A 26,192-nucleotide genomic window follows, 5' to 3' on the forward strand; every position below is an offset into this window, starting at 1 on the left:
TGGCGTCGGTGGTGGTCGGGTTCTCGTTCATGGTCACGCCTTTGCGGTCGAAGTGGTCGAAGTGGTCGAAGCGGACTGCTTGCTGGCCTGGATGCCGGCACGCGAGCGCAGGTAGTACAGGCTCTTGATGTTCGGGTCGAGCAGCGCGAGCTTGTGGATCTTGCTGATGTACTGCGGGGTCGCGTCGGCCTGGAAGAACAGGTTGAGCGACTGGGACTGGTCGATGTAGACCTGCCGGTCGGAGGCCCGGGCGAGCAGGATCTCCTGGTCGATCTCGTAGCCGGTCCGGAAGACCTCCTTCTCGTGGTCGTCGAGCCACGAGACGTGCTGCACGGATCCACCGTGGTCGATGATGTCGGAGATGTGGGCCTGGTCGTAGACGCCACGCTCCTTCATCACCTCGACGAGGTTCTGGTTGGCCCGCGGCATCTCGCCGGCCGAGGTGGTCTGGTTCCAGACGTTGGCGACGTACGGCTCGATGCCCTGGCTGGTGCCGCCGACGATCACCGCGGTGCTCATCGTCGGCGCGATCGCCATCAGGTGGGAGTTGCGCCGGCCGACGCACCACTCCGGGATGCCCGCGACCGAGCCCATCCAGCGCGACGCCGCATCGGCGCGCGTGGAGATGCGCTCGAAGATGTCCTTGTTCAGCGCCGCCGCCTTGTCCGACTCGAACGGCACCCGGTGCTTCTGCAGGTAGTCGTGGTAGCCCATCACGCCCAGGCCCAGGCTGCGGGCCTTCTCGGTGTAGCGCACCGCCCGCTCCAGGCCGCGGATGGTGCGGGCCTTGCGTACGAACGCCTCGGCGACCGCGTCGAGGAAGACGGTCGCGACGTACGCGGTGTCCTGGTCCTTCCACTCGTCGTAGGTCGACAGGTTCAGCGAGGAGAGCACGCAGGTGTAGGAGTGGTCCTCGTCGCTGAACAGGGTGATCTCGGAGCAGAGGTTGGAGGCCTTGTTGGCCAGCCCGTTGGCCCGGTAGGACTCGGTCTGGGCCGCGTTGACGGTGTCGACCTTCCAGATGTAGCCCTTGCCCAGCACCACCCGGATCTTCAGCACCCGCTGGTAGCGCTCGAGCGCATCCTTGTCGCCGGCCAGCATCCGGTCGATGAACTCCTGGCTGAAGATCCAGCCGACGTTCTTGTTGGCCGGCTCGCGGAAGATCAGGTCGGCGAGCTCGTAGAAGTCCGGGTGGTCCACCGGCAGGTAGCCCGCCCAGGAGCCGCGGCGGGTGGCGCCCTGGCTGATCTGGTTGGTCATCTCCACGAAGTTGCAGAAGACCGGGACCACGCCGTTGGCCTTGCCGTTGTCGCTGAACTTCGCGCCGCGGGGACGGACGTCACCGAGGTAGGCCGAGGTGCCGAACCCGTTCTGGGACAGGATCGCGGCCTCCTTGAGCGTCTCGTAGAAGCCCCAGACCGAGTCCTCGACGTAGGAGCCCTCGCACGAGACCGGCAGGCCCCGGTCGGTGCCGAGGTTGGACAGGACCGGCGTCGAGGGGGAGAGCCAGCCGTTCCAGATCGCCTCGAAGAACCGCTCGGTCCAGGAGCCGCCGTCCTCGCGGGCGTACATCTCGTCGGCCAGCTCGCCGGCGGTCCGGGCGATGGTCTCGTAGCGCTCCCGGACGCTCTGGCCGGCCACGGTGTACTTGGCCTTGAACATGGCGTAGCCCGCCGTGGTCATGAAGGCAGGCACGGTGCCCTCGGCCTGCAGTGCCTTGCGCTCGGCGGAGAGCGCCTCCCAGCTGTTGCTGCTCATCAGAACTCGAACTCCGTCTCGCCGATGTTGCGGTTGTATTCGTTGCCGGTGACCTGGAAGAAGTCGTGGAACTGGGTGCCGTTGATGCCGTTGTAGAACCATTCGGCGACCGGGTTGGCCTCGACCCCGAACAGCGGCTCCATCCGCATGTTCTCCAGCGTCATGTCGACCCGGGACTTCACGAACGTCTCCAGGTCGGCCTGCTCGATGCCGGTGATCGGGCCGTCGGCGAAGAGCATCTCCACGATGCGGGCCTCGTGGGCATAGAGGTGCTCGGCCACGCCGCGGACGCGATTGATGAGGTCCTCACGCTCGGCCTCGAACTTGTCGGCCGGCACCGTGGCGGCGTACTCGTCCAGGGTCGTGTTGAACAGCCAGGCGCCGCCGGTGGCGTGCAGGTTCTCGTCGCGGGCGGAGAAGTTGATGCCGCTGATCACGTTCTGCAGCAGGTTCTTCCCGCCGGACTGGAAGTGCTTGAGGAAGGCGAAGTTCGAGTAGAGGACGCAGTTCTCCATCAGCGTGAAGACGCTCAGCGCGTAGAGCAGGTCCTCGTCGGCGATGGCGTCCCACACGAAGGCGATCCGCTCGGCCAGCACCGGGTCGTTCTTGTAGGAGTCGTAGAACTCCTCGGTGTCGATCATCAGCGTCTTGTTGAGCTTCGCGTAGAACGGTGCGTGCATGTTCAGCTCGGCGAACGAGAAGGCGTTGGTCATCATCTGGATCTCGGGCCGCGGGAAGGCGTGGAAGAGCCGGTCGCCCCACACCTCGCCGCCGAGGATCAGCTCGTAGATGGTGAACAGCTTCAGCGTGGTCTTGACCGCGGCCTGCTCGGCGTCGGTCATGTTGACCAGGAAGTCCTGCTTGTCGTTCTCGACCGGGATCTCCTCGGCGGTCCAGAAGATGCTCCGCTGCTTCTTGGCCAGGTCCTCGGCCATCGGATAGTCGAAGACGTACGCCGACTTCTCGGTGCGGATCGGTAGACCCTCGGTGTCGATCAACTCATCAGCCCTTCTTCCGCGCCCCCGCGGCTCGCTCGGATGTCTCGTGCATCCGTGCCGGGGCAGGAGAGGACGGCGTCGTACGCGCTCGATCCCCTGACCTTCCCTCGAGGTCGCGGACCCCACCATGAGGTGGGCACTGGCAGGTCTTCGGACTCGTGGGCGTGAAAGTGCTCGGTCCTAGTGGCCGTCGCTTCCCAGGAGCCGGCTTGCTCCCAGTGCTTCGTGACGGCGGTCGTTCCCACTCACCGCTGCGGGGCAGTCCCGGACTCGCACCGGGTTCCCTCTTGCCTCTCCCGCCCCGTCGCCGAGGTGGGAGAACCAGCTGCGAGGACCACTATATGCGGGAATTACACCAATGCAACTTCCTAGATGTTGTGCTTCTCCCGGTCGTTGGAACGGCGTGGATGCGGGCCCGGGCCGGACGTGGCATGATGCGGTCAACGGACATGAGGAAGCCGGTGGAACTCCGGCACAGTCGCGCTACTGTGACATCGCCTCGCGGCGGTGGAGTCAGACCCGAAGGTCCGTCCAACCCCAACGAACAGGGACGCAGGTATCCCTGAGGAGGACATATGTCGCAGCACGCTGTCGCACCCGTCGCCGGTGCGGAACTGCCCACCATCCCGCTCCGTGAGCTCGCCCCCTGGGCGCTCTTCTTCGGTCTGCTCGGTCTTCTGGCGCTCTTCTTCATCAGCGCCGACCAGGGCGCGATCTCGATCCCGTCCGGCACCCTGATCCACGAGTGGGTCCACGACGGGCGTCACCTGCTCGGCTACCCCTGCCACTGATGAGCCCGCGTGCCTTTCTCGTACGCGGCCTGCTAGCCGGCCTCCTCGCCGGAGTCGTCACCTTCCTGGTGGCGTACTCCGTCGGTGAGCCGCAGGTCGGTGCTGCCATCGCACTGGAGGAGGCCGGCGGCGACGGACACTCGCACTCGCATGCCGCCGAAGGCGCTGGGGGTGCTGAGGGTGAGGAGGAGACCGCCGAGGTCTCCCGCACCAACCAGAGCACCTGGGGCCTGCTGACCGGCACCCTGGCGATCGGCGTCGCGCTCGGGGGCATCCTCGGGCTGGTCGCCGCCGCCACGCTGGGCCGGCTCGGACGGCTCACGCCCGGCCAGTCGACGGCGCTCGTGACCCTGATCGGGTTCGTCGCGGTCGCGCTGGTGCCGTTCCTCAAGTACCCGGCGACGCCGCCGGCGGTCGGCAGCGGCGACACCATCGGCACCCGCACCGCGGTCTACTTCGCCTTCCAGGCCCTCTCGGTCGTGGCGGCGGTGGTCACGACGTACGCCGCCGTGCGGCTGCGCGGGCGGTTCGGCACCTACCTCGCCGTCGTCGGCGGGGTCGCGGCCTACCTGGTCGTGATGGTCGTCGCCGGAGAGCTGTTCACGACGGTCAACGAGGTCGGGGACTTCCCGGCCGACACGCTGTGGTTCTTCCGCCGGGCCTCGCTGATCACGCTCGCCACCATGTGGGGCGTGCTCGGGGTGGCGCTGACCGGGCTGGTCATTCGTCTGTACGCGGCAGAGCGCGCTGTCGCGGAGCGCAAGGCCCTGGCCGCCAGCCTGTGACATCCGCGCCCTCCGGGCGCGGCAGGCTAGCGGGGGAGGCGGTAGGCCTCCACCGGACGGCCGCCGTCCAGGTGATCACGCACGATCACCCGGGCGGCGGCCGCTTCCACGTGGCCGTACCAGACGTCGTCGGGCTGCACGCTGAGCACCGGCGCCTGGTTGCACGGGAACTGGCAGCCGGTGTGGGTGATCAGCAGGTCGTCGTCGCCGAGACCGGCCTCCATCGCGCCCAGGATCACGGCCCTGGCGGTCTCCTCGGAGCCCTTCGCGGTGCAGCGCGGGCCGCGGCAGATCAGCACCTGACGTACGTGGCCGGAGACGTGTTCCCAGGCCGGCGAGGTGAGCCCGGGCTCGGTGCCGGTGATCGGCCTGGTCTCGGCCAGCACCACGGAGAGCTCGTCGCGCGTGGTCGCCAGCGCGGTCGCCACCTCGATCGTGGGGCGGTCGCCCGCGCGCTCGCGCCACCAGTGGGCCGCGATCCGGCGCAGCCAGGAGTGGCCAGGCGCTAGCGGGCCGAGGCTGACCCCGGCCAGGGTGATGGTCGCCGCGCCGGCGTCGGCGAGCCGGGTCAGCTCGGCGGAGAGCGAGGGCCCGCCCATCTGCAGGAAGGCCAGGCTCGCCTCGAGCTCGCCGGCCCAGCCGAGCAGCTCCTGGCGCCGGTCGACGTCGGTCACCGACATCCCGACGACCACCCTCATCCGAGGCTCCGGACCCAGGCGACCGCCTCGGCGACGTCGTCGACCGTGCGGACGCCGTCGGCGGCCGTGGGGCGGCGTACGACCACGACGGGCACGCCGAGCTCGGCTGCCGCGGCCATCTTCGGCCAGGTGAAGGAGCCGCCGGAGTCCTTGGTGATGAGCACGTCGATCCGGTTCTCGCGCATCAGCGCGAGCTCGCCCTCGATCTCGTAGGGGCCACGGCTGGTCAGCAGCGTCCATGGCTCGGGCAGGTCGAGGTCGGGCGGGTCGACCACGCGGGCCAGAGCCGCGTGGCCGGCCAGCGCCGGGACGAAGCGCGCCAGCTCCTGGCGCCCGACCGTGATGAAGGGACGCCTCCCGAGACAGGCGGCGAGCGCGGCGGCCCGGTCGTGGGTGTCGGCGTAGGTCCAGGACGGGTCCGCCGGCCAGCCCGGCCGCTCCAGTCGGAGCAGCGGGTGTCCCGTCCGCGCGCAGGCCGCGGCCGCGTTGGCCGACATCCCGCGCGCGAACGGGTGCGTGGCGTCGACGACGGCGTCGAAGTGGTCGAGAGCCCCCCTCAAGCCCTCGACCCCTCCGAAGCCGCCGATCCGTACCGCCCCCACCGGCAGCCGCGGCCGGGCCACCCGGCCCGCCAGTGAGGAGGTGACCTCCACCCCCTCCTCGACCAGCCGCGCCGCCAGGTCCCGAGCCTCTCCGGTCCCGCCCAGGATCAGGAGTCTCATCGTTCGGTTCCCCCGCCGGCGCTCGCGGCTCGACCGACGGGGGAGACGGCGAGATCGAGCAGAGCGTCGACGTCGAGGTGCTCCTCGACGAGGTCTCCGATCAGATCCAGGCGCCGCTCACGGGCCGCTGAGAAGGAGACCGAGGACGGTTCGCGACCCAGCGTCGCGGCGAGGAACGCGCCGCGCAGGGCGTCGCCCTCCAGGGACCCGTGCCACATCGTCCCGAAGACGTTGCCGGCCTGAGCGCCACCGAGGAACTCGGCGACCCCGTCGCCGCGGGTGATCCGGCCGTGGTGGATCTCGTAGCCGCTCGCCTCGACCCCGAGCGCCGACCCGGTGGGCAGGCGGAGGTTCTTGGCGGGGGCGAAGTCGGTGCGTACGTCGAGCAGGCCCAGCCCCTCGACCTCGGCGACCGACCCCTCGACCCCGTCGGGGTCGGCGATCACGCCACCGAGCATCTGGAAGCCGCCGCAGATCCCGAGGAGCGGGCGGCCCCGGCGGACGTGCTCGAGGATCGCCACGTCGAGACCGCGCGAGCGCAGCCAGGCCAGGTCGCTGATCGTGGACCGGGTGCCGGGCAGGACGATCAGGTCGGCGTCGGCGACGTCGGCCGGCGAGGAGGCGAAGACGACGTCGAGGTCCGGCTCCAGGCCGAGCGCGTCGACGTCGGTGAAGTTGGAGATGCGGGGGAGGCGTACGACCGCGACCTTGCGGGTGGCGCCCGCCGGCGCGCGGCGCCCCTCGAGGTCGAGCGCGTCCTCGGAGTCGAGCCAGAGCGACGGCTCCCAGGGGAGCACCCCGAAGACCCGGCGCTGCGTGAGCGACTCCAGCGAGTCGAGCCCGGGCTTCAGCAGCCTGGCGTCACCGCGGAACTTGTTGATCACGAACCCGCTGATCAGAGCCTGGTCCTCGGGCTCGAGCAGGGCCAGGGTTCCGTACATCGCCGCGAACACCCCGCCCCGGTCGATGTCACCCACGACCACGGTCGGGAGTCCGGCGTGCCGGGCCAGCCCCATGTTGACGTAGTCGCCGGCGCGGAGGTTGATCTCGGCCGGGCTGCCGGCGCCCTCGGCGACGATCACCTCGAAGCGCGAGGCGAGGTCGTCGTACGCAGCATGGGCCGCGGTCGCCAGATGCCGGCGCCCCTCCTCCCAGTCGTGCGAGGACACCTCGCCGGCGGGATGCCCCATCAGCACCACGTGGCTGCGGCGGTCGGAGCCGGGCTTGAGCAGCACCGGGTTCATCGCCGGCTCCGGCGTGACCCGGGCGGCCAGCGCCTGGACCCACTGTGCCCGGCCGATCTCGGCGGACTTGCCGTCCGGCCCGGCACAGACCATCGAGTTGTTGGACATGTTCTGGGCCTTGTAGGGCACCACCTTGACGCCGCGGCGGGCGAACGCCCGGCACAGCCCGGTCGTCACGACCGACTTGCCGGCGTCGGAGGTGGTGCCGGCGACCAGCAGCCCGCTCATCGGCGGGGTGCTCGCAGCAGGTAGATGTCCATCACCCAGCCGGCCGACTCCCGCAGTCGCGCCCGAGCCGACTCGATCGCAGGCAGGACCTCGCCGACGGTGCCGGCGACCAGCTCCTCCTCGCGCGTGCCGAGGTTGCCGCCCCACCAGATCCGCCAGTCCTCGAGCCCGGGGAGCTCGACGACGCGGTTGAGCATCACCACGAGGTTGTCGTGGCCGGCCTCGACGGCTTCGAGCACGGCGCGGCCGGTGGTGACGTAGAGCGGACGGCCGACGTCGTGGAGCACCAGCCGGTGACGGGCGGCGAGCAGCTGCACCGAGGAGATCCCGGGGATGACGTCGACCTCGACGTCGAGCTGTTCGGCGATCTGGTCGACGACCCGGATCGTGGAGTCGTAGAAGGCCGGGTCGCCCCAGACCAGGAAGCCGACGTCGCCGGGGTGCTCGGCGAGCACGGCGAGGTAGCGCTCGACCCGGGCGCGGTGCCAGTCCCGGACGGCCGCCTGGTAGTCCTCGTCGGTCCCGGTGAACTCCTCGCGCCGCTCACGGGGAGCGTCATCGACCTTCACCACCCGCGCGGGCGTGGACAGATGGCGGTCGAGGAGCTCCTCGCGGGCCCGCACCAGCGGGTCGGGCATGCCCTTCTTCACCGTGCCGGACTTGTCGGTGACCAGGAAGTAGTCGACCGACCGCATCGCGGCCACGGCCTCGAGGGTGACCTGGTCGGGGTCGCCGGGACCGACGCCGATGATCTTGATCCGACGCTGCCCAGAAGATGTCACTGGTCGTCCTCCAGGTCACCTTCGATGTCGAGATAGATCTCCTGCATCTGCGCGACGAGATCGGGGTCGGGCTCCTCCCACAGCCCCCGCTCTGCCGCCTCGTGCAGCCGCTCCACGATCCCACGCAGCGCCCACGGGTTCGAGGTCCGCATGAACTCCTGGTTGGTCTCGTCCAGGACGTACTCGCGGGCGAGCTTCTCGTACATCCAGTCCTGCACGACACCGGCGGTCGCGTCGAAGCCGAAGAGGTAGTCGACGGTCGCGGCCAGCTCGAAGGCGCCCTTGTAGCCGTGGCGCTGCATCGCCGAGATCCAGCGCGGGTTGACCACCCGGGCCCGGAAGACGCGGTTGGTCTCCTCCTGCAGCGTGCGGGTCTTGATGGCGTCGGGGGAGGTGGAGTCGCCGACGTACGCCTTCGGGTCGGAGCCGGTCAGTGCGCGGACGGTCGCGACCATGCCGCCGTGGTACTGGAAGTAGTCGTCGGAGTCGGCGATGTCGTGCTCGGCGGAGTCGACGTTCTTGGCGGCGACCTTGATCCGGCGGTAGTTGGCGCGCATGTCGTCGGCCGCCGGGGCGCCGTCGAGGTCGCGGCCGTAGGCGAACCCGCCCCACGCCGTGTAGACGTCCGCCAGATCGGCATCGGAGCGCCAGTTGCCGGCCTCGATGACCTGCAGGATCCCGGCACCGTACGAACCGGGCTTGGAGCCGAAGATCCGGGACGTCGCGCGGCGCTGGTCACCGTGCTCGGCAAGGTCCTCCAGAGTGTGCGCCCGGACGAAGTTGTCCTCGGCCGGCTCGTCGAGGTCGGCCACCATCCGGACCGCGTCGTCGAGCATCGAGACGACGTGCGGGAACGCGTCGCGGAAGAACCCGGAGATGCGTACGGTCACGTCGATCCGCGGCCTGCCCAGCTCGTCCAGCGGGATGACGTCGAGGTGGGTGATGCGGCGGGAGGCCTCGTCCCATTCGGGACGGACCCCGAGCAGCGCGAGCACCTCGGCGACGTCGTCGCCGGACGTACGCATCGCGCTCGTGCCCCAGACGGAGAGCCCGACCGAGGTCGGGTAGTCGCCGGTCTCGTCCAGGTAGCGCTGCAGCAGCGAGTCGGCCATCGCCTGCCCGGTCTGCCACGCCAGCCGGCTCGGGACCGCGCGGGGGTCGACGGTGTAGAAGTTGCGCCCCGTCGGAAGTACGTTGACGAGCCCCCGCAGCGGCGAGCCCGACGGCCCCGCGGGGACGAAGCCACCGTCCAGCGCGTGCAGGACGGCGGACAGCTCGTCGGTCGTCCTCGCCAGCCGCGGCACGACCTCGGTGGCGGCGAAGGCGAGCACCTGCTGGACGGCCGGGTCGTCGTGGAGCGTCTCCGCGACGGCCGGGTCCCAGCCGGCCGCGTCCATGCGCTGCACGAGGTCGCGCGCCTGGGTCTCGATCTCGTCGACGGCCCGGGTGTCGGCGCCCTCCTTGAGGCCGAGCGCCGCCCGCAGACCGGGCACGGCGCCGCCGACACCGCCCCACACCTGCGCGGCGCGCAGGATGGAGAGGACCAGGTTGATCCGCGCCTCGCCCTCGGGGGCGCCGCCGAGCACGTGCAGCCCGTCGCGGATCTGGGCGTCCTTGATCTCGCAGAGCCAGCCGTCGATGTGGAGCATGAAGTCGTCGAAGTCGTCGTCTTCCGGCCGCTCCTCCATGCCGAGGTCGCGGTGGAGCTCGGCGGCCTTCATCAGCTGCCAGATCTCGCCGCGGATGGCGGGCAGCTTGGCCGGGTCCATCGAGGAGATCCGGTCGTACTCCTCCATCAGCGACTCCAGCCGCGCGATGTCGCCGTAGGACTCCGCGCGCGCCATCGGCGGCACCAGGTGGTCGACGATCGTGGCATGCGCGCGGCGCTTGGCCTGGGCGCCCTCGCCCGGGTCGTTGACCAGGAACGGGTAGATCAGCGGCATGTTGCCGATCGCGGCGTCCGGGCCGCAGCTCGCCGAGAGCGCGGCGTTCTTGCCCGGCAGCCACTCCATCGAGCCGTGCTTTCCCAGGTGCACGACCGCGTCGGCACCGAAGCCGTGCTCGAGCCAGCGGTAGGCACCGAGGTAGTGGTGCGAAGGCGGCAGGTCCGGGTCGTGGTAGATCGCGACCGGGTTCTCGCCGAACCCGCGCGGAGGCTGGATCAGGATGACGATGTTGCCGGCCTGGAGGGTGGCCAGCACGAGCTCGCCGTCGTCGTTGACGAACAGGTTCCCCGGCGTCGGACCCCAGGTCTCGACCATTTGTTCGCGCAGGTCAGCCGGGAGATCCTTGGTCCACTCGTCGTAGGACGCCTTCGAGATCCGCACGTGGGCGTCGGTGAGCTGCGCGTTGGTCAGCCACTCCTCGTCCTGGCCGCCGGCGGCGATCAGCGCGTGGATCAGCGCGTCACCCGCAGCGGTGTCGTCGGAGCCGTCGAGGATGCGTACGACCTCGTTGTCCTGGCCCAGGTCGTAGCCCTCCTCGCGGAGCCGGCGCAGCATCCGGATCGCGGAGACCGGGGTGTCGAGGCCGACCGCGTTGCCGATGCGGGCGTGCTTGGTGGGGTAGGCGGAGAGGACGAGGGCGAGGCGCTTCTCGGCGTTGGGCGTGCGGCGCAGACGCGCGTGGTTGACCGCGATCCGGGCCACCCGCGCGGCCCGCTCGGGCTCGGCGACGTAGTGGGGGAGACCCTGCTCGTCGATCTCCTTGAACGAGAACGGGGCGGTGATGATCCGGCCGTCGAACTCGGGGATCGCGATCTGGTTGGCCGAGTCGAGCGGCGTCACGCCGTCGTCGGAGGCCTCCCACTCCGCGCGACTCGAGGTCAGGCACAGACCCTGGAGCACCGGGATGTCCAGCGCCGCCATCCGCTCCACGTCCCAGGCCTCGTCCTCGCCGCCGGCGGAGGCGGACGCGGGCACGGAGCCGCCCGCCGCGAGCACGGTCACGATGAGCGCGTCGAGGGTGCCGAGCGCCTCGTAGAGGTCGTCGGGCGCGGAGCGCAGCGAGCCCGCGAAGACGGGTACGCCGGTGGCCGCTCCGGTCGCGTCGATGGCGTCGGCCAGCGCGTGCGCGAAGGCGGTGTTGCCGCTGGTCTCGTGGGCGCGGTAGTAGAGGACACCGATGCGAGGAAGGGCGTCATCGGCGGGCGCAGGGCGCTCCGCGAAGCCCCAAGCAGGCACCTCCGCCGGCGGCTCGAACCCGAACCCGGTCAGCAGGACCGTGTCGGAGAGGAACGCGTGCAGCTGGGCGAGGTTGGCCGGGCCGCCCTCGGCGAGATAGCGGTGCGCCTCCGCGGCGACGCCCATCGGCACCGTGGAGTGCTCCATCAGCTCGGCGCTCGGCTGCTGCTCACCGCCGAGGACCACCACCGGGGTGCCGCGCTCCTTGACCGCGCTCAGGCCGTCCCACAGATCCGTGGGCGAGCCGAGGAGCCGGAAGACCACCAGGTCGGCGTCGGCGACGACGGCCTCGAGGTCGGTCGCCCGCGACGGGTTCGCCCAGGTGTAGTCGGCGCCACTGGCACGGGCCGAGAGCAGGTCGGTGTCCGAGGTGGACAGAAGAGCGATGCGTACGCGTGCAGGGTCGGCCATGCCGGGGTCCTCCTAGGGGTTCTCGCCCCGTCGATCGGTCGGATGCCCGCGGCCAGTGTCTGGCTGTGTCCGTGCCCAGCATCGGAACGGACATCACAGTGGCGGAACCGCCCCGGACTCTCACCGGGTTCCTGCGCCACGAGCGTGCTCGCAGCCTACCCCGCGCGGCCCGCGAGCCAGGTCTCGCGGGTGATCTCGTACTCGACCTCGCCGTCGGCGTGACCGGCGAGCGGCTCCTCGAAGTCCTCGTGGAAGGCGCGCACGAAGCTCATCCCGACCGACGCCATGGTGGCCCGGGAGGGTTTGTTGACGGCCATCGTCTGCGCGATCACCCGGTCGAAGCCGAGGTCCTCGAAGGCGTGCCGGAGCAGCTCGAGCGACCCCTCCTTCGCGAACCCCTGGCGCCAGTGGCGCTGGGGCAGCCGGTAGCCCAGCTCGGCGGCATCGGTCCGGGGCGGGACGTCGGGCGGCTCGAGCATGTAGAGGCCCACGGCCTCACCCGCTGCGTACCCGATCCACTTGCCCTGCCCCTCGGTCTCCTTCGCCGCCCTGATCCACGCGTGCATCCGCGCCTCGGTCTCCTCCGCGGTGAGCGCGCGGGTGAACAGGTAGCGCAGCACCACCGGGTCCGAGTTGAGCTCGACGAGGAACGGCAGGTGCTCCTCGCTCAGCGGGACCAGGTCGAGGCGCTCGGTGCGCAGACGGGCTTGCGGCATGGGCGAGACGTTAGCCAGGACGTACGCCGCCGGCACCTGGTTTCCGCGTCGCCGCCAGGTGGCCGGATCACTCGTTCAGGACGCGGTTGGCGACGGCGAACGCGGTGTTGGCGGCCGGTACGCCGACGTAGATCGAGGTCTGCAGGAGCACCTCGATGATCTCCTCGCGGGTCAGCCCGTTGGTGAGCGCGGCGCGGAGGTGGAACTCGAGCTCCTCGAAGTGGCGTCCGGCGACGAGGGCGGTGAGCACGCCGATCGAGCGGTCGCGGCGGGCGAGGCCGGGGCGGGTCCAGATCGTGCCCCAGGCATAGCGGGTGATCAGGTCCTGGTAGTCGCGGTTGACGTCCGTGATCGCGGCGGTGGCCCGGTCGACGTGGGGGTCGCCGAGCACCTGGCGGCGTACGTTCATGCCGGCCGCATACGCGGGGTCCGACGTGGTCACGTGCGAGGTGATCAGGGTGGAGACGGCGTGCGGAGCCTCGGCGGGAGCGAGGTGGCCGACGGCGTCGAGGGTGACGAACCGCCCGTTGCGCACCCCGATGGCGATCTCCTCGAGCGAAGCCGGTGGCGTCGGGGCGTCGTCGACACCCGCGATCGTCAGGACCGGCGCGACGATCTCGGCGAGCCGACCCCGGACGTCGTACGCCGCCAGCGCCTCGCACACCAGCGCATAGCTCTCCGCGTCGGCGTCGCGCAGCGAGTGGAGCAGGGCACCGCCCCGGGCGGGCTCGCGCTCGAGGAAGCCGGGGGAGAACCAGCGCTGCGTGGAGCCGGCGATCTGGGAGGCGGTGCCGGCGGCGCGTACGGTCGCAGCGCGGTCGGTCCAGCCCGCGGGCTCGCCGATCTTGGCGCCGGTGTTGGTGAGCACTGCGCCGCTCACCCGGGCGGGTGCGTCGAGCAGGAGCTGGAGGCCGACGGCCCCGCCGACCGAGTCGCCGGCATAGGCGAACGTGCCGTGGCGCTCGCCGCGGTCGGTGAGCACCCGGTCGACGCAGGCGAGCACTCCGGCAGCGAGGTCCGCCATGGAGAACGGCTCCGTGGTGGGGGCGCCGTGGCCGTGGCCCGGGAGCTCCCAGCCGATGACGTGGAAGCTGTCCGCGAGCAGCTCGGCGGTGGCGGACCAGAGCGCGGTCACCGAGGTGCCGAGCGACGGGCCGACGACCAGGATCGGCTTGCTCGGGTCCCCGGCCAGCTCGACGGGGGTGATTCTCGGGGTCATGACCCATCCCTTCAAGGTTCGGTCTTCCAGATTTCGTGGGCGCGGGTGAGGGCGGAGTCGATGAGGGCGTCGGTGGCGCCGAGATAGTCGTCGAGACCGGTCGCGGCATCGGTGCCGGCCAGTACGTCGCCCCCGACGAACCCGGTCAGCGACCGCTGCTCGGCCAGCAGGTCCGCCCCCGCGGCCTCGGCCGTGGCCCGCATCCGGGCGGCGTCGACGCGGAGCCCGGCGAGCAGCTCGGTGGTCTGCGAGGCGGCGACGACGCTGCGCCGGGCCAGCGTGGCCAGGGTCTCCCACTCGACGTGCCAGGCGCCGTCGGGCCGCTCGTCGACGTAGGTCGCCGCCGCGGTGTGGAGCGTCGCGGCCAGCGGGGGAGCGGCGAGCGCGTGGCGGCGGACGAGCACCGAGAGCACCGGGTTGGACTTGTGCGGCATCGTCGAGGAGCCACCGCGCCCCTCGCCGGCCGGCTCGGCGAGCTCGCCGATCTCGGGCCGGGTGAGCAGGGTGACGTCGGTGGCGATCCGGCCCCAGGCGTCGGCCGCGGTGACGAGCGCGTCGCCCGCGGCGGTCAGCGGGGCACGGTTGGTGTGCCAGGGCGCCCGCGCGGTCAGCCCGAGGGCGGCGGCCGTCGCGTCCGCCGCGGTCTGGGCGGCACCCACCGGGTCGGCCAGACCCCGGAGCCGGGCCAGTCCGACGACCGCGGCCAGGGTGCCGGCCGCGCCGCCGATCTGGGCGGGCAGCGACGTACGTGTCCGGCGGAGCGCCTCGGCCGCGTCGCTCAGCCCGGAGAGCCAGGTCGCCGCCTTGAGGCCGAAGGTGATCGGCACCGCGTGCTGCGTCAGCGTGCGGCCGGACATCACCGTGGCCCGGTGCTCCCGGGCGAGGCCCACCAGCGAGGTGGCCTGGGCCGCCAGTTCGTCCTCGACGCGGTCGAGCACATCGCGCAGGCAGAGCACGAGCGCGGTGTCGACCACGTCCTGGCTGGTCAGGCCCTTGTGCAGCCACCGCGCGGCCTCACCCTCGAGGCGGCCGCGCAGGAGCTTGACCAGGCCGATGACCGGGTTGCCCCCGGCCTCGGCACCCTCGGCAAGTCCCGGGAGGTCGGCCTCGGAGACGAGGCCGGCCAGCGGCGTACGCGCTTCTTCGGGGGCGATCCCCGAGGACGCGGTCGCGGCCAGCCAGGCCTCTTCGACCCGCACCATCGCGGCGAGGTAGGCCGCCTCGGAGAAGAGATCCCCGGCGCGCTCCTCGCCTGGCCACAGCAGCGACATTCGACTCCTCAGCCGTAGTTGAGAAAGGTGGTCTCGCGGTCGCCCTGGAGGTGGATGTCGAACCGCAACCCGGTTGCGTCCGCGGTGGCCACCAGCGTCGCACGCTCGTCCTCGGACAGCGACACCAGCAGGGGGTCACCGGCGTTGGCGGGGTGCTCGGGCAGGTAGATCCGGGTCTGCAGCTTGTCGAGCAGACCACGGGCGAAGACGGTGAGGGCGAAGAACGGTGCCGTGCCCTCCTCGGTCGGACCGGGAAGAACCGTCGTGAACGAGTAGTGGCCGTTCAGGTCGCAGGCGGCGCGGCCGAAACCGGTGAAGGTCCAGCCGTCGCGGTGCAGCGACCCCTCGGCCTGCGGGACGTTGCCCTCGGCGTCGGTCTGCCAGATCTCGAGGAGCGCGTCGGGGATCGGCCGGCCGGCACCGTCGTAGATCGTGCCGTGGAGCCGGATGGCGTCGGGGCGAGCCGACGGGACCAGGTCGGCGTCGCCCTCGTAGGGCAGCGCGTAGCCGAAGAACGGGCCGATCGTGTGTCCCGGAGTGGGGAGAGGGTTGCTCACTTGTCGTTCTCCTCGGGCTCGGTCCAGGTGCGGCTCGGGCCGGTCAGGACGATGTCCCAGTTGTAGCCCATGGAGTATTCCGGCACGGAGAGGTCGTGGTCGTACGTCGCGACCAGGGCGTCACGAGCCTTCTGGTCGGTGATCGACTGGTAGATCGGGTCGAGCGCGAAGAGCGGGTCGCCGGGGAAGTACATCTGGGTGATCAGCCGCTGCGTGAACGCCCGGCCGAAGAGCGAGAAGTGGATGTGGGCGGGACGCCACGCGTTGAGGTGGTTGCCCCACGGGTACGGGCCGGGCTTGATCGTCTGGAAGCGGTAGCGGCCCTCGTCGTCGGTGAGGCAGCGGCCGACGCCGGTGAAGTTGGGGTCGAGCGGGGCCGGGTGCTGCTCGTGCTTGTGGATGTAGCGACCGGCCGAGTTCGCCTGCCAGATCTCGACCAGCTGGTTGCGCACCGGACGGCCCTCGCCGTCGAGGACGCGGCCACTGACGGTGATGCGCTCACCGATCGGCTCCCCGGTGAACTGGGTGTTCCAGCTGGAGTCGACGCCGATGGTGAGATCGGCCTCGAGCGGGTTGACGTCGGAGTGACCGAAGCAGGGCGACCACAGCTCGATCGTCTCCGGGTCCGCGTGGCGCGGGTCCTTGGTGGGATGGCGCAGGGCGCTGGATCGATAGGGCGGGTAGTCCAGCAGGGGCTGGCGGCTGGGCTTGCCTTCCTTGGCTAGGCCCTCCGCGTCGGCCTTGATCTTGTCGATCTCAGCCGAGATGTCAGCTTGAGTCTCGGGAGTTGTCACCCTCCGAACGCTAGGTGCGGGAGGCGTACGATGAAAGCACGGACTTCTGCTGAGCGAAAGTGGGCGGGTCGAATGGCAGGTGGCAGCGGAGGGCGCACCGTCACCTCGCGCGTCCTCGGTCTCATCGGCGCCTTCGACGCCACCCATCGCCGGCTCACGCTGAGCGAGCTCGCGTCCCGGGCGGACGTCTCGCTCCCGACCGCCCACCGCCTGGTCGCCGAGCTGGTCGAGTGGGGCGCCCTGGTGCGGAACGAGGACGGCACCTACGCCGTCGGCCGGCGGCTGTGGGACGCCGGCCTGCTCGCCCCGGTCGCCACCGACCTGCGCTCGGTCGCGGCGCCGTTCCTCCACGACCTCTACGGCGCGACGCTGGAGACGGTCCATCTGGCCGTGCGCGAGGACGACCACGTGCTCTACCTCGAGACGCTCCGCGGCACCCGCAACGTACCCATCGTCTCCTCCGTTGGCTCCCGCCTGCCGATGTACTCCACCGGCGTCGGCAAGGTGCTGCTGGCCCATGCGCCCGAGGACGTACGCACCCGGGTGCTGTCCGGCCCGCTCCGGCCGTTCACCCGCCACACCATCACCACCCCCGGCCTGCTGCGCCGTCAGCTCGACCGGGTGATCACCGAGGGCTACGCCACCACCGCCGAGGAGATGACGCTCGGCGCCTGCTCGGTCGCGGTCCCGATCACCACCTCGTCGGGGGTCGTCGGCTCCCTCGGCATCGTCGTCTCGGACCTCCGCCGCAACCGCCTCCGCCTCGTCTCCGCCCTCCGCGTCGCCGCCCAGGGCGTCTCCCGCGGACTCGCATGAAGCCGCTCGGAGGGGTGGGGTACCTTGCGCTGGTGACGATCGAGACCCCGAACGAAGACGTACGCCGCGCCGCCGCCGAGCGCCTCGGAGCCCTCGCGACCCCGCCAGGTGCCCTGGGCCGCCTCGGAGAGCTGGCGGTCTGGGTGGCGGCCTGCCAGGGCGAAGTGCCGCCGCGACCGGTCGACAACGTCCGCCTGGTGATCTTCGCCGGCGACCACGGCGTCGCCCAGCACGGGGTCTCGGCGTTCCCGCCGGCGATCACCGGCGCGATGGTGCGTACGTTCCTGGGCGGCCGCGCCGGGGTCAGCGCGCTCGCCAAGGCGCACGGCGTCCAGGTCCGGGTGCTCGACCTCGGTGTCGACGAGGAGTTCGAGGACCTCGACGCGGCGACCCGCGAGGCGCTGACCGCGCACAAGATCCGGCGGGGGAGCGGTGCCATCCACCTCGAGGACGCGCTGAGCGCCGAGGAGACGACCGCCGCGCTGGAGGCCGGCGCCGCCGTCGCCCGCGAGGAGATCGCGGCCGGCGCGCAGCTGCTGATCAGCGGCGACATGGGCATCGGCAACACCACGCCCGCGGCGGCGATGGTGGCCGCCGGGCTCGGCCTGCCCGCGAGCGAGGTCACCGGTCGTGGCACCGGCATCGGCGACGACGCGCTGCGTCTGAAGGCAGACGTGATCACCACCGCGCTGGCCCGCGCCGGTGAGCGCACCGCCGACCCGGTCCAGACCCTCGCCGCGCTCGGCAGCGCGGACCTCGCCGCGACCACCGGCTACCTCCTCGAGGCCGCCCGGCGCGGCACCCCGGTCCTCCTCGACGGCCTGATGAGCGTCGCCTGCGCCCTCACCGCCGACCGGATCGAGCCGGGTGCGGCGGCATGGTTCGCCGCCGGACACCGCTCCACCGAGCCCGCCCAGTCGATGGCCCTGGAGAAGCTCGCCCTGGTGCCGCTGCTCGACCTCGACCTGCGGCTCGGCGAGGGCTCCGGCGCCGTCGCCGCAGTGCCGGTCGTCCGCAGCGCCGTCGCTCTCCTGCGTAACGTCGCTCTGCTCTCCGAGCTCGCTCCGGGAGACCCCGCCTGATGCTCGTGCGGGACGCCTGGCGTCTTGCGGTCGGCACGCTGACCGCGATGCCCGTGCCTCCTCCCGAGCTCGTCGACCGCCGCCGTGCCGCGGCGGCGATGACGCTGGCGCCGCTGGCCGCACTGCCGCTCGCACTGGCCGCCGGCGCTATCGCACTGCTGGGGCAGCTCGCCGGGCTACCGCACCTGGTCACCGCCCTGCTCGCGATCGGCGCGGTGGTCGCGGGCAACCGGGCGTTCCACCTCGACGGTCTCGCCGACACGGTCGACGGCATGGCCGCCTCCTTCGACCGCGAGCGCTCGCTGGCGGTCATGAAGACCGGCACCTCGGGACCGGCGGGCGTCACCGCGATCGTCCTCGTCCTCGGTCTCCAGGTGGCGGCGCTCGCCTCGCTGCTGGACGGGTCGGTCCTCCGGTCGTCGGTGCTCGTCGCCGTCGCCGTCTGTGCCTCGCGCGCGGCCCTGGCGCTCTGCTGCACCCGCGGCATCAAGCCGGCGCGTGCGGACGGGCTGGGGCGTACGTTCACCCAGACCCTGCCGCCCCTCGTGACGGTCGTCGTCTGGATCGTCGTCGCGGCCGCGCTCGCCGGTGCCGGCGCCTGGGCCGGTCTGCCGTGGTGGCGGGGAGCCGTCGCGGTCGCCGCTGCCGCAGCCGTCGTCGGCGTGATCGTCCGGCGGGCGGTCAAGCGGTTCGGGGGAGTGACCGGCGACGTCTTCGGCGCCGCCGTCGAAGTGGCGCTGGCGACCATCCTGGTCACGCTGAGCGCCGGCTAGAGCTTCAGCACCCGTCCGGCGATCACCAGGTGCACCTCGTCGCAGGCGGCCGCGAGCCGCTGGTTGACCAGCCCGAGCAGGTCGCGGAAGAGACGGCCCGAGCGATGGGCCGGCACGACCCCGAGGCCGACCTCGTTGGTCACCAGCACCACGTCGCCACTGTGGCGGTCGAGGACCGCGACGGCATCGTCGACCTCCGCCGAGACGGCAGCGGTCGCCTCCTCGGACGTCGCCTCCCACAACCCGCGCGAGTCCATCACCGCGGTGAGCCAGGTGCCCAGGCAGTCGACCATCACCGCGTCGCCGCTGGTCAGCCCCTCCGCCAGCGCCCCCGCGAGATCACGCGACTCGACGGTGCGCCACCGCTCCGGCCGCCTGGCCCGGTGCGAAGCCAGCCGCGCGGCCCAGTCCGGATCCGGCTCCTCCTCGAGCGTCGGCCCCGGCGCGACGTACGCCACCGACGGCGCGGCCGCGAGCAGCGACTCGGCGTGCCGGGACTTCCCCGACCGCACCCCACCCGTCACCAGAATCCTCACCGGGCCAGTCTCCCAGCCATCGCATAGCCTGCGACCCATGACCCCAGAGCGCATCGCGCTGATCTCGGACGTACACGGCAATCTCACCGCCCTCGAGGCCGTCCTCGCCGACATCGAGGCGCGCGGAATCACCAGGATCTTCAACCTCGGCGACTACGTCGGCAAGGGCCCGCGAGGACGCGAGGTCGCCGAGCTCTGCCGGGAGCGGTGCGAGGTGAACATCCTGGGCAACTGGGAGGACTTCCTGCTCACCCCCGAGCCCGACTTCGGCCGCGAGTCGGTCGGGCTGATGTGGTGGCGGCTGCAGGCGTGGGAGCAGGCCGAGTGGCTGCGTACGCTCCCGTTCAGCCACGACTTCTGGATCAGCGGTCGTCGGGTCAGGCTCTTCCACGCCTCCGAGGAGACGGTCCACCGCCGGGTCAGGTTCGACCACGACGAGAAGGAGTTCCTGGGCCTGTTCCAGAACACCGAGGCGACCGGCTTCGACCTGCCGGAGCCCGACATCGTCGGCTACGCGGACACCCACGATCCCTACTACGAGACCGACCGCAACCGGCGCACGGTCTTCAACACCGGCAGCGTCGGCAACTGCATGAGCGACCCGACCCCGGTCTACGTGATCCTCGAGGGCGTCATGGACAGCGACCAGGAGGCGCCGTTCGGCATCCAGTGGGTCCGGGTCCCCTACGACGCGGAGGCCGAGATCGCGTACGCCGCCGAGGTCGGGATGCCGGAGCTGGAGGAGTACACCTACGAGCTGCGCACGGGCTTCTACCGGGGCAACCTGAGGGAAGGCCTCGAGGACGGCGAGCAGCCGACCTACCACCGGAAGGGGTAGATCGGCTCTTCACCGCTCTCGCAGTGCTTGTGATGGCCCGGCTCAACTGATCTTGCGCCGGTAGGCAACCATGGCGAAGGCGTACGAGACCACGAGGATGCCCACGCACCAGGCCAGGGCCACCCAGATGTCGTCACCGACCGGCCGCTCGGCGAAGAGCGCCTGGATGGTGTTGACGATCGAGGTCACCGGCTGGTTCTCCGCGAAGGCGCGCACCGGGCTGGGCATCGTCTCCGTCGGCGCGAACGCCGAGCTGATGAACGGCAGGAAGATCAGCGGGTAGGAGAACCCGGTCGCCCCCTCCATGGTCTGCGCGGCCAGCCCGGGGATGACCGCGAGCCAGGTCAGCGCCAGGGTGAGCAGCGCCAGGATCCCGGCGACCGCGAGCCAGGCACCGAGCCCCGCCGAGGTGCGGAAGCCCATCACGAACGCGACGCCCAGGATGATCACCAGAGTGAGCATGTTGGCCACCATCGAGGTCCCGACGTGCGCCCACAGCACCGCCGAGCGGGCGATCGGCATCGACTGGAACCGCTCGAAGATCCCGCTCTTCATGTCGGTGAAGAGCCTCAGTGCCGTGTACGCGATGCCCGAGGCGATCGCCATGATCATGATCCCGGGGAGCACGTAGTTGACGTAGCTGCCCGGGCTGCCCGGGCCGGTGCTGATCGCGCCGCCCAGCACGTAGACGAAGAGCAGCATCATCGCGATCGGGGTGAGCGCGGTGGTGATGATCGTGTCCGGGCTGCGGGTGATGTGGCGCAGCGAGCGTGCCAGCAGGGTGCCGGCATCGGCGAGTGCGTACTTGTTCATGAGTGGTCTCCTTGCTTGGTGGAGCCGGTGAGCGAAAGAAATATTTCTTCCAGCGACGGCTGCTTCTCGACGTACTCGACCTTTGCCGGCGGCAGCAGCGCCTTGAGCTCGGCGAGGGTGCCGTTGGCGATGATCGTCCCGCCGTGGAGGATGGCGATCCGGTCGGCGAGCTGCTCGGCCTCCTCCAGGTACTGCGTGGTCAGCAGCACCGTCGTGCCCTGCTCGGTCAGCTCCTTGACGACCTTCCACACCTCCAGCCGCGCCTCCGGGTCCAGCCCGGTCGTCGGCTCGTCGAGGAAGATCACCGACGGCGAGCCGATCAGCGACATCGCGATGTCGAGCCGCCGCCGCATGCCGCCGGAGTAGGTCGCGACCTTCCGCCCGCCCGCCTCGACCAGGTCGAAGCGCTCGAGCAGCCCGTCGGCGATGTCGCCGGGGGAGGGCAGGTGGCGCAGCTTCGCGACCAGCACCAGGTTCTCCCGCCCGGTCAGGATCTCGTCGACCGCCGCGAACTGGCCGGTCAGCGAGATCGCCTCCCGCACCCGCTGTGCCTCCTCGACCACCGAGGCACCCTCGACCAGCGCCGTGCCGGCATCAGGCTTCAGGAGGGTCGAGAGGATGCGTACGGCCGTGGTCTTGCCGGCTCCGTTGGACCCGAGCAGCGCGAAGATCGAGCCCCGCGCCACCTCGAAGTCCACGCCCTTCAATACCGGTGATCGAGCTTGTCGAGATCCCTTGTAGGACTTCTCCAATCCCCGTACGGAGATCGCGGCTGTCGCGCTCATGACTCCTCCTCCTTGTTGATGGTCTCGATGGCCTCGTTGAGCCGGGCGCGCTCCTTCTTGATCCAGGCGCCCTCGGCGTAGTTCCTGCCGAACTCCTCGGCGAACTCGACCGGGTTGTCACCGACGATCGCGCTGACCGGGGTGCCGTCGGCGGCGCTCTGCTCGAAGAGCTCGAGGAGGTCCTCGGCCATCGCCGTCAGGATCGCGCCGTCGGCGATGCCGGCGGAGTACATCAGGTAGCGCTCGACCGCGTCGTGCGCCTTGCGGTGGTTTTCCGGAAGCTGCTGCTTGCGGGCCTTGAGCTGCCGCCAGCGCTTCTTCAGCTCGAGCTCGCCGACGACGGTCTCGAACATCGATCGGATGGACATTCCTTACTTCCCTTCCGTACGGAGGCTCTCCAGCCGTTCGGCCAGGAACCCCCAGGTGGTCCAGAACTCTTCGAGGTACTTCTCGCCGTCTGAGTTGAGCGAGTAGACCTTCCGCGGCGGCCCCTTCTCGCTCGGCCGCTTCTCCACGTCCACCAGCCCGTTCTTCTCGATCCGGACCAGCAGCGCGTAGACCGTGCCCTCGGCGATGTCGGTGAACCCCTGGCTCCGCAGCCAGGTCGTGATCTCGTATCCGTACGCCGGGTTGCCGGTCAGGAACGCCAGCACGATCCCCTCCAGCGTCCCCTTGAGCATCTCGGTCATCTGCTTGCCCATCGGGCACCTCCTCCCACTACTCAGTGTTGCTGACTACCGGTACATAGTAGCGCTGAGTAGTGACGGAGGGTCAAGTCCTTATCGCCGACGGAAATGCCAGCGGCGCTGGTACGACGGGATCAGCCGTCGTACCAGCGCCGCTGGTCTTGTCTCGAGATGGACTCAGCTCTTGCCGTTCACGTCGGCAGCTCGCTCGAGTGCTGTGGAGAGGAGGTCCGCCACCTTCACGGATGCCTCACCACTCCCGCTGTGTGTCACTCCGACGCCGACGAGTCGTCCGTCTTCGGTCTCGGCGAACGCGATGCTGCCGACTTCAACGGGGTTTGACGACTTGCTCGTGAATGTGAACCCGACGGCGCCGTCGGGAAGCCCGCTGATGGGCTCTGACGTCGCCTCGCCGTAGTCACCCTGGTCGGCATCTGCCGAGCACTCGTCCACGGCCTCCTTGATGGCAGCGATCATCGACTCGGCGTCTGGGTAGCTCCCGCCCCCGGGAACGAACAGGGTGGCGCCTACGACATCCTTGTTCTCGAGTACATACTGCTCGCCGGTGGTCCCCTCGTCGGCGCTCGACAGCTTCGTCTCCAGATAGCCAAGTGCGTCACACCAGCCGGTCCCTGGCGCACCCATGGTTCCGTCAACGGTCTCGTCGACCTGGGGAAGCGCGTCGGTGTCCAGCAACGTCGAGTCGGTGCCGCAGGCGGTCATCAGGAATGGCATCGCGCACAGTGCGACGGCCAGGCGGACCCTACTTCGGGTAGTAGGCCAAGAACGCATTCTTGTAGCTCCCCTCGAAGTCGGCAGAGGTCACGTACTCGTTGAGGTAGTTCATCGCCTCGTGAGCGTAGCGATCAACGTCACCAGCCGGGACGTCCGACAAGCTGATGACCTTGCCGTCCTTCATGAAGGTTTCGTCCGAAGCCGGGATGTCGACCACACCGGCTCGCTCCAGAGCGAAGAGGGCATTGAGCTCGACGCGGTTGACCCCCTCGGAAGCGCGGGTCTCGGCGTTCGAGGTCGCTGCGGCAGCCTCGTTCGCGAACTTCTCCCCGGCTGCGTCCGTACCGAGGTCGATCGCCTGGCCGACTCCGTAGTCGATCACCTTGCTGCCGAGCTCGCCGACCTGTTCCGCGCCCGGAAGCGGGATCATCCCGGCGACTTCGCTGGTCAGGTCGATGAAGGCCTGCCGCTGGGCGTCCTTGTCCTTCGCGCCGTCGATCTCCACCTCGCCGACGGCGTGCTCCGCGAAGCCCTGGAGGTGGCCACCGCGCTCGAGGACGTCGCGCAGCTCGGTGCGTAGGCCCGGGTCGTCCGGATTCTGTGCCAGCTCGACGGCGATGTTGTTGATCTGGGTCTGCTGGAACGCCCCGACGCCCTCGGCGATACTGGTCATTCCGTCCTGTGTGCTCATGGAGACCTTCATCATGTTCTCGAGGTCGTCCTTGTAGAACTTCGGGTAGGGATCCATGTTGCCGTAGTGGTCGAGCTTGAACGGCTCCGTGCCGGGTTCCCCGTCTCCAGGGTTGTTGAGCGCGGCGTCGACCCCTGGCGTGTAGAACTTCATCAGCTCGGCAACGTGGGGCGAGGCTGCCTTCGCGTCCTCTGCGTTGAAGCCCTCGTTGTCGGAGACGTCGTGGAAGAACTTCGACACCAGGCCGGTGGTCTCCTCCGGGTGCTCCTTGAGGAGCTCCTGGTTGGTGCCGATACCCTCGGCCAGCTCCGAGATGCCGGCGTAGCCGTCGGCCTGCCAGGTGCGCTTGTCGAAGTAGAAGTCCTGACGCTCGGCCCCGTGCTCGCCAGTGAAGAACTCCAGGCCTTGCTTCGGGTGGTCGCCGAGGTTGCCCATGATGGCGGCCATCGGGTCGTCGCCCCAGCCGCCGTCGTTGCCGGTGTCGAGAGGGCTGTGGCCGGTGTGCCCGTACCAGTACTGAGCGTTCATCGGGCCGTCCGCCTGCTCGAAGCGGTCCAGCTCCTCGGCAGCCCCGAGCACGAGGTCTCCGTTGAGGCCGTGGTCCTTCATCAGGTAGGTGAGGACCGAGGCGCCACCGGTGCCGCCCCAGTTCGGGTAGCGGTCCCGAAGGGCGTCCTGCTCGTCATCAGAGAGGTAGACCCCTGAGGGGCCGGCGTACTTCACGATGTCGTGGCCGAACTTCTCGGCCGGGAAGCCGGGGTCGTTCGAGGCCGATGCCAGACCACTTCGGAGGTTGGAGGCGAGTGTGTTGAGGGAGCCGGAATCCGGCGACTGCATCCGCAGGTATTCCTCGATCCTCGCCATGCTGGCGACGGTGCCGTCCGCCCCGAGGTCCTTGTAGAGCCCAGCGGCGACGGTCGAGTCGTCGGTGTAGGCGCTCAGCATGGCGTTGAGACGGTCGGCCTCTTCCTTGCTGAGCTTGTAGTCGTCGTCGTTCAGCGTGCTGTCGAGGCGGTCGCTGATCTCCTTGCCGAGCCGCTCCTGAGCATCCGGCGGAAGCGCGTCGATGTAACCGTCGTACTTGCCCGGCTCGCTGAGCATCTTGTTGATGAGCTCTTCTTCGGGCAGGTTGCGCAGCTCGGGCGGGAGGCTCGCCTGCTCGATCGTGCCGTCGCCGCCGTCGTAGTCGCCCTTGGTCGCGTGATTGAGGACCGCCGTCAGGTCGGCGTCGGCAGATTCCGCGTCGGTCAGCGCATCCTGGATGGTCTGGGCGAGCTGCTGCATGGTGCCCTTGTCCTTGTCCGGATCCTTCTCGTCCGGGCTCGGGTCGGTGATCTGGACGCCGCCGGAGAAGGTGACCTTCCAGCCGCGTCCGGTCGCGTCGTCGTAGGCGTGCTTGGCGCTGTCCTTGGCCTTCTTGATGGAGGCGGCAGCCTCGTCGAGGGCGTTGATGACCTGAGACAACGGTGCCGCCATGTCGTTGAGGTCGGCGATCAGACGACGGTGCCGGTTCTCTGCGCGCGTGGCCGCCTCGCCGATCCAGGTGTTCGGCACCTTGCCGGCGTCCATCTCGTCCTGCTGGTCCTGGAAGCTCTTGCGGGCGGTGTTGAGCTGGTCCGCGGCGGTGTCGAGCTCTTCGGGCTTCCAGCTCTGCAGCTGCTCGTAGGTGACGGCCATCAGTCTCTTCCGATCATCGCTTCGCGGTAGCGCGCCTGCTGCGCGGTGATGGTGTCGGCCTCAACGATCGCGTCGGCATCGGTGACGGTGGTCGTCTTGTGGTCGCGGGCATCCTTGACCCACTTGTCCTTGTCGCTCTTCCACTCGGTCTTGAGTCCGTTCGCGGCGCCCGCGGACGTACTTCCCGGCAGCGCAGAGGCGACCTTGCCCATGGGGCCTTCGAGATCGAGACCGGCGACGGCGTCGGCCGCGGTCCCGATGGAGTTGGCCGCGGTCTTCACCTGCGGCGCCACGATTTCGACGTTCACGAAAGGATCCCCCAAGACGTTCGGAGCGATTGGTACCTATCTCCTACCCCAAATCTCGGGTTTCAAACACAAAGAGACGAAAAATCTTGTACGCGCCCGGCCGACCGTCCCGGCCGGCACGTCTGCAGGATGACCGGCGATGCCCAACGCCTGGGATAGCGTGTCCGCGTCGTACGACGGCGCCCGTCGATCCCGGGGCGAACTCCATCTGGCGTGAGAGAAGAAGGGCGCGATGTCACAACCGAACGAGGCGGCAGTCTCTGTCAGTCCGCGAAACGGCGGATGGGTCGGGCCGG

25 protein-coding genes, 1 pseudogene and 2 riboswitches are annotated in these 26,192 nt (G+C 70.1%); of the genes and pseudogenes, 6 read left to right on the forward strand and 20 right to left on the reverse strand.

Features of this window, described 5'->3' with window-relative positions:
- Positions 1 to 33: 33 nt before the first annotated feature.
- Complete coding sequence (locus UG56_RS18985) at positions 34 to 1,758, reverse strand: ribonucleotide reductase N-terminal alpha domain-containing protein (RefSeq protein WP_045551828.1); 1,725 nt, start codon at positions 1,756 to 1,758, stop codon at positions 34 to 36.
- Positions 1,758 to 2,756, reverse strand: coding sequence for a ribonucleotide-diphosphate reductase subunit beta (locus UG56_RS18990; RefSeq protein WP_218145248.1), 999 nt, complete (start codon positions 2,754 to 2,756; stop codon positions 1,758 to 1,760). The genes UG56_RS18985 and UG56_RS18990 overlap by 1 nt, the downstream gene beginning before the upstream one ends.
- Before the next feature lie 124 nt (positions 2,757 to 2,880).
- A riboswitch (cobalamin riboswitch) is annotated at positions 2,881 to 3,098 on the reverse strand.
- Between the two features lie 233 nt (positions 3,099 to 3,331).
- Between UG56_RS18990 and UG56_RS18995 the strand changes: the two genes are divergently transcribed.
- Positions 3,332 to 3,547: a CbtB domain-containing protein gene (locus UG56_RS18995; protein WP_045551829.1), complete on the forward strand. Its 216-nt coding sequence runs from the start codon at positions 3,332 to 3,334 to the stop codon at positions 3,545 to 3,547.
- Positions 3,548 to 3,564: 17 nt separating this feature from the next.
- Positions 3,565 to 4,332, forward strand: a pseudogene (locus UG56_RS19000) (CbtA family protein); the annotation flags it as partial.
- Positions 4,333 to 4,358: 26 nt separating this feature from the next.
- Here the strand turns inward: UG56_RS19000 and UG56_RS19005 are convergent.
- The 10 genes from UG56_RS19005 to pcaH all read right to left on the reverse strand — a co-directional run bounded on the left by UG56_RS19005 (position 4,359) and on the right by pcaH (position 16,156).
- Positions 4,359 to 5,030: a (2Fe-2S) ferredoxin domain-containing protein gene (locus UG56_RS19005; RefSeq protein WP_071327198.1), complete on the reverse strand. Its 672-nt coding sequence runs from the start codon at positions 5,028 to 5,030 to the stop codon at positions 4,359 to 4,361.
- Complete coding sequence (locus tag UG56_RS19010) at positions 5,027 to 5,752, reverse strand: cobalt-precorrin-6A reductase (RefSeq protein ID WP_071327199.1); 726 nt, start codon at positions 5,750 to 5,752, stop codon at positions 5,027 to 5,029. The genes UG56_RS19005 and UG56_RS19010 overlap by 4 nt, the downstream gene beginning before the upstream one ends.
- On the reverse strand, positions 5,749 to 7,224 hold the full coding sequence (locus tag UG56_RS19015; protein ID WP_045551452.1) for a cobyric acid synthase: 1,476 nt from the start codon (positions 7,222 to 7,224) through the stop codon (positions 5,749 to 5,751). The genes UG56_RS19010 and UG56_RS19015 overlap by 4 nt, the downstream gene beginning before the upstream one ends.
- The gene (gene cobF / locus UG56_RS19020; protein ID WP_045551451.1) at positions 7,221 to 8,006 is read right to left on the reverse strand and encodes a precorrin-6A synthase (deacetylating); all 786 of its coding nucleotides are present in this window, start codon (positions 8,004 to 8,006) and stop codon (positions 7,221 to 7,223) included. The genes UG56_RS19015 and cobF overlap by 4 nt, the downstream gene beginning before the upstream one ends.
- Positions 8,003 to 11,599 (reverse strand): cobaltochelatase subunit CobN, encoded by a 3,597-nt coding sequence (gene cobN, locus UG56_RS19025; protein ID WP_045551450.1) that lies wholly within the window; start codon positions 11,597 to 11,599, stop codon positions 8,003 to 8,005. Before cobN ends, cobF begins: the two co-directional genes overlap by 4 nt.
- 33 nt (positions 11,600 to 11,632) lie before the next feature.
- A riboswitch (cobalamin riboswitch) is annotated at positions 11,633 to 11,777 on the reverse strand.
- Positions 11,755 to 12,315, reverse strand: coding sequence for a GNAT family N-acetyltransferase (locus UG56_RS19030; RefSeq protein WP_045551449.1), 561 nt, complete (start codon positions 12,313 to 12,315; stop codon positions 11,755 to 11,757). Its footprint overlaps the riboswitch before it by 23 nt.
- A gap of 67 nt (positions 12,316 to 12,382) precedes the next feature.
- Positions 12,383 to 13,534, reverse strand: coding sequence for a bifunctional 3-oxoadipate enol-lactonase/4-carboxymuconolactone decarboxylase PcaDC (gene pcaDC / locus UG56_RS19035; RefSeq protein WP_045551448.1), 1,152 nt, complete (start codon positions 13,532 to 13,534; stop codon positions 12,383 to 12,385).
- 11 nt (positions 13,535 to 13,545) lie between these two features.
- On the reverse strand, positions 13,546 to 14,805 hold the full coding sequence (locus UG56_RS19040) for a lyase family protein (protein ID WP_071327200.1): 1,260 nt from the start codon (positions 14,803 to 14,805) through the stop codon (positions 13,546 to 13,548).
- Positions 14,806 to 14,813: 8 nt separating this feature from the next.
- On the reverse strand, positions 14,814 to 15,362 hold the full coding sequence (gene pcaG / locus UG56_RS19045; protein ID WP_045551981.1) for a protocatechuate 3,4-dioxygenase subunit alpha: 549 nt from the start codon (positions 15,360 to 15,362) through the stop codon (positions 14,814 to 14,816).
- Positions 15,359 to 16,156, reverse strand: coding sequence for a protocatechuate 3,4-dioxygenase subunit beta (pcaH, locus tag UG56_RS19050; protein ID WP_045551980.1), 798 nt, complete (start codon positions 16,154 to 16,156; stop codon positions 15,359 to 15,361). The genes pcaG and pcaH overlap by 4 nt, the downstream gene beginning before the upstream one ends.
- A 72-nt stretch (positions 16,157 to 16,228) precedes the next feature.
- On the opposite strand from pcaH, the gene UG56_RS19055 reads away from it, so the two are divergent.
- Genes UG56_RS19055 through cobS form a run of 3 tightly spaced genes read left to right on the forward strand, consistent with a single transcriptional unit; the run spans position 16,229 to position 18,827 of the window.
- Positions 16,229 to 16,972, forward strand: a complete 744-nt coding sequence (locus UG56_RS19055) for an IclR family transcriptional regulator (protein WP_045551979.1) — start codon at positions 16,229 to 16,231, stop codon at positions 16,970 to 16,972.
- A gap of 32 nt (positions 16,973 to 17,004) precedes the next feature.
- Positions 17,005 to 18,054 (forward strand): nicotinate-nucleotide--dimethylbenzimidazole phosphoribosyltransferase, encoded by a 1,050-nt coding sequence (gene cobT / locus UG56_RS19060; protein ID WP_084101307.1) that lies wholly within the window; start codon positions 17,005 to 17,007, stop codon positions 18,052 to 18,054.
- A complete protein-coding gene (cobS, locus tag UG56_RS19065) occupies positions 18,054 to 18,827 on the forward strand; it encodes an adenosylcobinamide-GDP ribazoletransferase (protein WP_045550103.1) in 774 nt (257 codons plus the stop codon). Before cobT ends, cobS begins: the two co-directional genes overlap by 1 nt.
- Here the strand turns inward: cobS and cobU are convergent.
- Positions 18,824 to 19,363 carry a bifunctional adenosylcobinamide kinase/adenosylcobinamide-phosphate guanylyltransferase gene (gene cobU, locus UG56_RS19070; protein ID WP_045550102.1) on the reverse strand — a complete coding sequence of 180 codons (540 nt, stop codon included), beginning with the start codon at positions 19,361 to 19,363 and terminating at the stop codon, positions 18,824 to 18,826. The two genes, cobS and cobU, sit on opposite strands and share 4 nt — an antisense overlap.
- A 37-nt stretch (positions 19,364 to 19,400) precedes the next feature.
- Here cobU and UG56_RS19075 point away from each other — a divergent pair, with 37 nt between their 5' ends.
- Positions 19,401 to 20,201 carry a metallophosphoesterase family protein gene (locus tag UG56_RS19075; protein ID WP_045550101.1) on the forward strand — a complete coding sequence of 267 codons (801 nt, stop codon included), beginning with the start codon at positions 19,401 to 19,403 and terminating at the stop codon, positions 20,199 to 20,201.
- Between the two features lie 42 nt (positions 20,202 to 20,243).
- Here UG56_RS19075 and UG56_RS19080 read toward each other — a convergent pair whose 3' ends face one another.
- From UG56_RS19080 to UG56_RS19110, 7 genes are all read right to left on the reverse strand, one after another.
- Complete coding sequence (locus tag UG56_RS19080; protein ID WP_045550100.1) at positions 20,244 to 21,014, reverse strand: ABC transporter permease; 771 nt, start codon at positions 21,012 to 21,014, stop codon at positions 20,244 to 20,246.
- Positions 21,011 to 21,799, reverse strand: a complete 789-nt coding sequence (locus tag UG56_RS19085; RefSeq protein WP_045550099.1) for an ABC transporter ATP-binding protein — start codon at positions 21,797 to 21,799, stop codon at positions 21,011 to 21,013. Before UG56_RS19085 ends, UG56_RS19080 begins: the two co-directional genes overlap by 4 nt.
- On the reverse strand, positions 21,796 to 22,167 hold the full coding sequence (locus UG56_RS19090; RefSeq protein ID WP_256206746.1) for a DUF1048 domain-containing protein: 372 nt from the start codon (positions 22,165 to 22,167) through the stop codon (positions 21,796 to 21,798). Before UG56_RS19090 ends, UG56_RS19085 begins: the two co-directional genes overlap by 4 nt.
- Before the next feature lie 3 nt (positions 22,168 to 22,170).
- Positions 22,171 to 22,500 carry a PadR family transcriptional regulator gene (locus UG56_RS19095; RefSeq protein WP_045550098.1) on the reverse strand — a complete coding sequence of 110 codons (330 nt, stop codon included), beginning with the start codon at positions 22,498 to 22,500 and terminating at the stop codon, positions 22,171 to 22,173.
- A 162-nt stretch (positions 22,501 to 22,662) separates the two neighbouring features.
- Positions 22,663 to 23,220 carry a hypothetical protein gene (locus UG56_RS19100; RefSeq protein WP_045550097.1) on the reverse strand — a complete coding sequence of 186 codons (558 nt, stop codon included), beginning with the start codon at positions 23,218 to 23,220 and terminating at the stop codon, positions 22,663 to 22,665.
- A gap of 28 nt (positions 23,221 to 23,248) precedes the next feature.
- The gene (locus tag UG56_RS19105) at positions 23,249 to 25,588 is read right to left on the reverse strand and encodes a hypothetical protein (protein WP_045550096.1); all 2,340 of its coding nucleotides are present in this window, start codon (positions 25,586 to 25,588) and stop codon (positions 23,249 to 23,251) included.
- Positions 25,588 to 25,896, reverse strand: coding sequence for a hypothetical protein (locus UG56_RS19110; protein ID WP_045550095.1), 309 nt, complete (start codon positions 25,894 to 25,896; stop codon positions 25,588 to 25,590). Before UG56_RS19110 ends, UG56_RS19105 begins: the two co-directional genes overlap by 1 nt.
- Between the last annotated feature and the right edge of the window lie 296 nt (positions 25,897 to 26,192).

The sequence above is a fragment of the Nocardioides luteus genome, from assembly GCF_000960475.2.
Lineage (GTDB): Bacteria > Actinomycetota > Actinomycetes > Propionibacteriales > Nocardioidaceae > Nocardioides > Nocardioides luteus_A.